The 4,258-nt window shown below is 63.2% G+C and carries 4 protein-coding genes; all 4 read right to left on the reverse strand.

The features are described from left to right. Positions 1-738: 738 nt before the first annotated feature. Positions 739-1,056 carry a DUF732 domain-containing protein gene (locus HMPREF0591_RS25925; RefSeq protein WP_007171705.1) on the reverse strand — a complete coding sequence of 106 codons (318 nt, stop codon included), beginning with the start codon at positions 1,054-1,056 and terminating at the stop codon, positions 739-741. 14 nt (positions 1,057-1,070) lie between these two features. Further along, the gene (locus HMPREF0591_RS31445) at positions 1,071-1,304 is read right to left on the reverse strand and encodes a hypothetical protein (protein ID WP_007171706.1); all 234 of its coding nucleotides are present in this window, start codon (positions 1,302-1,304) and stop codon (positions 1,071-1,073) included. A 28-nt stretch (positions 1,305-1,332) separates the two neighbouring features. Continuing rightward, entirely contained in the window at positions 1,333-2,928 is a 1,596-nt protein-coding gene (locus tag HMPREF0591_RS25930; protein ID WP_007171707.1) for an Nramp family divalent metal transporter, read from the reverse strand. 78 nt (positions 2,929-3,006) lie between these two features. Further along, a partial coding sequence (locus tag HMPREF0591_RS25935; protein ID WP_007171708.1) for a magnesium transporter MgtE N-terminal domain-containing protein occupies positions 3,007-4,258 on the reverse strand: 1,252 nt, incomplete at its 5' end.

A 4,258-nucleotide genomic window follows, 5' to 3' on the forward strand; every position in this document is an offset into this window, starting at 1 on the left:
CGGACGCCGCCAAACGCTCGCAATCGGCTGACGTCGCACTGGGAGGCGCATTTGTGACCCGTCGATAGATGGCCCGGTGGAACTTGTGGCGCCTGCTTAAGACACCGGCTGAGCCACAGGATGGACGAGGTCAGCATCTTGTCTCGTGCGCCAGGGTAGGTCAGTAGCTGACAGTTGCAGCTGCAACACCGCCGGCCGCACTGGCCGCTTATGTGTGTCAGCGCCGAACGCCACGCCCGGCGGGCGCGGTGCGACGTCGGCACTTCGCTAACGCGCCACCCACGTCCTACCAGACTCATTATGAATATCAGTTTCAACATGGCTAGGGTGATCCCGATGTCGCTAGCCGTGCTACACAAGATTGTCTGAGATGTCTTTCTCGAGGGCCTGGATTGAGCGGTGTGCGCCCCGGCGGGCTTCTGGTTGGTATGCAACCCAAACCACCGTTCAACCTGGTTGAGCCACGAAGAGTATGTCGGGGTGAACTAGATGCGGAATCGAGGATGGGCGTCAAGCCATTTCGTGATCCGTCGAATTTCACAAATCCGTCCATCGACCGCGGCCCGGCGCCAGCTTCACTCACGTCACTTCGCAGAAACAGCAGCAATAGCCTTGTTATCGCTAGCGATGCGTTGTTGGCGACGGTGGGTGCCAGCGCAAAAGCTAGGCCGCCCGCGGAGACCCCGAGGGCCGCCAGTGGTGCGCGATTTGTCCGTCTCCATTCGTCTATGCCCCCGGCTAGGGCGTATCGGGGCGGTATTGCGGGCAGTAGGAATTCACCGCGGCGCCGAAGAAATAGCCGGCCACATGCGCCGAAAGGTCGGTGTCTTTAACCAGCGATAAAACCAGGTTGGCTGGCGTCTGGTCTGCATCGAGCCCGGTACACACCCTATGGCCGGTGGCGATCGCGGCATCGCGGTTGGCAAAGACGATCCCGTGTTTCTTGAGTGCGGCGAGGAAGTCATCATCAGTTTGATCCGCCGATGCTGGCGTAGCGAATTGCAGCGCAGCAGCGAGCAGGATCACGCTGGTCGCCAACCACTTCACACAAGACATATTCGTTTGGGCCACTAGTTTTCCCTTCCGGTGTCGAAAGGTCGTGAAGCGCGGGAGCGTCGCGAAGCACCGACATGATTTCGTTTGGTGCGCGCGCGGCGTCGTCGACATTGGATGATGATGAATGCCACTGCCAGAGCGACCGCAATGGTGGCGAGGATGGCGGTTCCGGTGATCTGCTGGATGTCGCTGTAGTGCAGTAGGTAGTTGGCTTCTGCGGCCCATCGCGCGTTGCGTGGCGTGCTCATTTTGGTGACCTTCCGGATTGGCCGTGATTCATCGGCCGCCGAGTTGGACCGCTTTGACGATGAGCAGGACGGCGCCGACGACGAGGTAGCCGCGCAGCGCAATCATGCCCAAACGGGTCCCCGGCGACCAGGTCACGGGCTCTAGCAAGGTCAGCGGTGGCATTCGCCAGCTATTGTCGAGGGGACGCACAGGGCGTGATGCGGCCGGTGGTGAGGGCTGGTGGCGGCCCATCCAACGAAGTGTCGGTACCGCGGCAGCGGCGAGTAGGACCAACGTCAGGGTTAGGTACCCGGCGACAACGATCACATTGAGGCCGGGGAACAAGGTGGTTGCCATCAAGATTCCCGACAGCAGCAGCAGGACGCCGACGATCAGCCCGGCAACCCAGTTGAGCCAGGGCCGATTCACCCAGGGCCCCAACACTTCCCGGTCGTTGCACAGCAGCAGGAGGAACACGCTGGCGCTGGGCAACAACAAGCCGGCGAGGGCCTGCACGGCGGTGGTGATCAACCCGAGTGGGGCGCCGGGAATCAGCACGATCGCCGCCGCAAACGCCACCATCGCGCTGTAGGAAAGGTAGAACGGCTTGGCATCGGCGAACCCCCGGTGCAGCGAGTGTTTCAAGCCGAATACGTCGCCAAAGGCATAGCTGGTGGCCAGGGTCACTGCGGCAGCGCCAAGGATCGAGGCGTCCATCAGCACGATCGCGAACAACCAGCCGAGCATCGAATTGTGTTGGCCCAGCAGGTGCGAGATGGCGCCGGCGTCGGTGAAACCGCCGGCGGTGTGAGTGGAGCGCGCCGCCCAGTCCCCGATCATGACCAGTGCGGTGGCGCCGATCACCACGATGAACGCCCCCAACACGGTGTCGGCGCGCTCATAGCCCATGAATCGAGGGGTAATGCGCTTGTCGACGACGTTGGACTGCTGAAAAAACAGCTGCCATGGCGCCACGGTGGTGCCGACGATGGCGATGATCAAAAGCACCGCATCCGAGGTCACGCCGCCGGAGATATTCGGCACCACAAATGATTTAGCGGCCTGGGCCCACTGTGGGTGCGACATCAGCAGGACTGGGATCTGAATCAGGGTGATGGCAATGAAGACGAACATGGCCCGCTCCCACCGGCGGAAGCTGCCGCTGGCCATGATCGCGATGAGCGCGACCGCCGAGACCGGAACGACGATGTATTTGGAGATACCGATGTAGGCAGCGGCCAAAGTGATGCCGATGAACTCGGTGACGATCGTGAGGAAGTTGAGCAGGAACAGGTCGCCGACGGAGAACCAGCCCCAGCCGCGGCCGAAGCGTTCGTTGATCAACCGCGCATGTCCGACCCCGGTAACCGCACCGAGCCGGACCACCATTTCTTGGTTGACGATGAGCACCGGGATGAGCAGAAGTAGCACCCACAGCAGGGAGTAGCCATAATTTTGGCCAGCCTGAGTGTAGGTGGCCACCCCGCCGGCATCGTTATCGCCGACCATCACAATGATCCCAGGACCGACGATGACCAGCAGCGTCAGCAGCCGCGTCTTGAACGTGCGGGGATGCTCGGTTTCACCGACGTTGATGCGCCCGAAGGCGCCCTCGATATCACCGAGGTGAGCCGAGTCAAGCACCGCGGTGCGCGGCGTTGTGGCTGGTTCGGCACGGCGATTCGCCTGCTGGGTGGCCGGTGGCGTTCTCCTCGCCGGAGCTCACGGCGCCTCACTCTCGGGTGCAGGCGCGTCGCGACCGTCATCTGGCGGGGTGATTTCGCGGACCGGGCGGGGGGCGGGTTCGCGACGGCGCCAGTCTTCGGGGATGGTGGCTTCCAGCACGTCATCGACGGTGACAACCCCGAGCACGCGGTCCTGGCCATCGACGACGGGGATGGAGTAGAGGTTGAAGTCGGCCATCAATAGGGCGACGTCGGTCACGTCGGCTTCGGCGCCGACCCGGATTGGGTCGCAATCCATCAGTGCTTCAACGGTGTGACCGGGTTCGGCTTGCAGCAGCTCGATCACTGACACGACACCGGCCAGGCGGTCCTCCTCATCGAGGACATGCATCTTGACCAATGCCTCGGGTTGTATGGTCGTGGCGCCCGCGATCAGCGCCAGCGCCGTTCCCGCAGTGGTGCTTGCCGCGCAGGACACGAAGTCGACATTCATCAGGCCACCGGCGCTGTCGGGGTTAAAGCCCATCAGGGTGATCACCTTCGTGCGCTGCGGGCCCGACATCAGCTCGAGCACACGCCTGCGTCGCGATTGTCGCAGGTCTGCGATCGCGTCGGCGGCATCATCGGCGCGCATCCGGCCCAACAGTGCGGCGACCTCGTCATCGGCCATGTCATTGAGCAGCCGGCTGGCCTTATCGGGGTCGAGTTCTTCGAACACGTCGGCTTCCAATTCCGGGTCGGTGCGGACCCGGTCGAGGATCTCGCCGCCCTCGGCTTTGTCAGCGTCTTCGAGAAGATCGGCGATGTCGGCGGGTTTGAACCCGCCGAGCCGGTCTGACTGAGGTCGCGAGGCACCAGAGCGGGCGTGTCCGATCAGTGGTTCGAATGCCTTCCAATCCCGGGCCGCGTGCCCACTCCGGCTTTTGATTAGTCCGAAGAACCGCGCCGGGCGGCGGGTATCCAGGCGGGCAAGGATCCATCCGGCGCCGCTGTCTTCGAGCTCCACGTCATATGCGCGCACCAGCTCCACGGCGGCCACATCGATCAATCGGTGTCCGAGCACATCGGTACGCAGTAACACCTCGCCGTCGCGGCGTTCGAAACCGCGCAGATCGATTTCGTGTGTCGCCAATACCACGCGATCCGGGGCGTACTGGGAAATGGAGGGGCTGCCGATGAACACCCGCCGCCTCCCCACCACGGCGACGATCCCACTCACCAGCGGATACTCCTCGGCACCGCGCAGCCGCACGATCACGTCCTGCACCCGGCCCACAGCCTCGCCCGAA

It is taken from the genome of Mycobacterium parascrofulaceum ATCC BAA-614, from assembly GCF_000164135.1.
Lineage (GTDB): Bacteria > Actinomycetota > Actinomycetes > Mycobacteriales > Mycobacteriaceae > Mycobacterium > Mycobacterium parascrofulaceum.

What these genes read in the sequence shown, in the direction of transcription:
- HMPREF0591_RS25925 (WP_007171705.1), bottom strand. Translation starts at nt 1,056, where the DNA reads ATGTCTTGTGTGAAGTGGTTGGCGACCAGCGTGATCCTGCTCGCTGCT.
- HMPREF0591_RS31445 (WP_007171706.1), bottom strand. Translation starts at nt 1,304, where the DNA reads ATGAGCACGCCACGCAACGCGCGATGGGCCGCAGAAGCCAACTACCTA.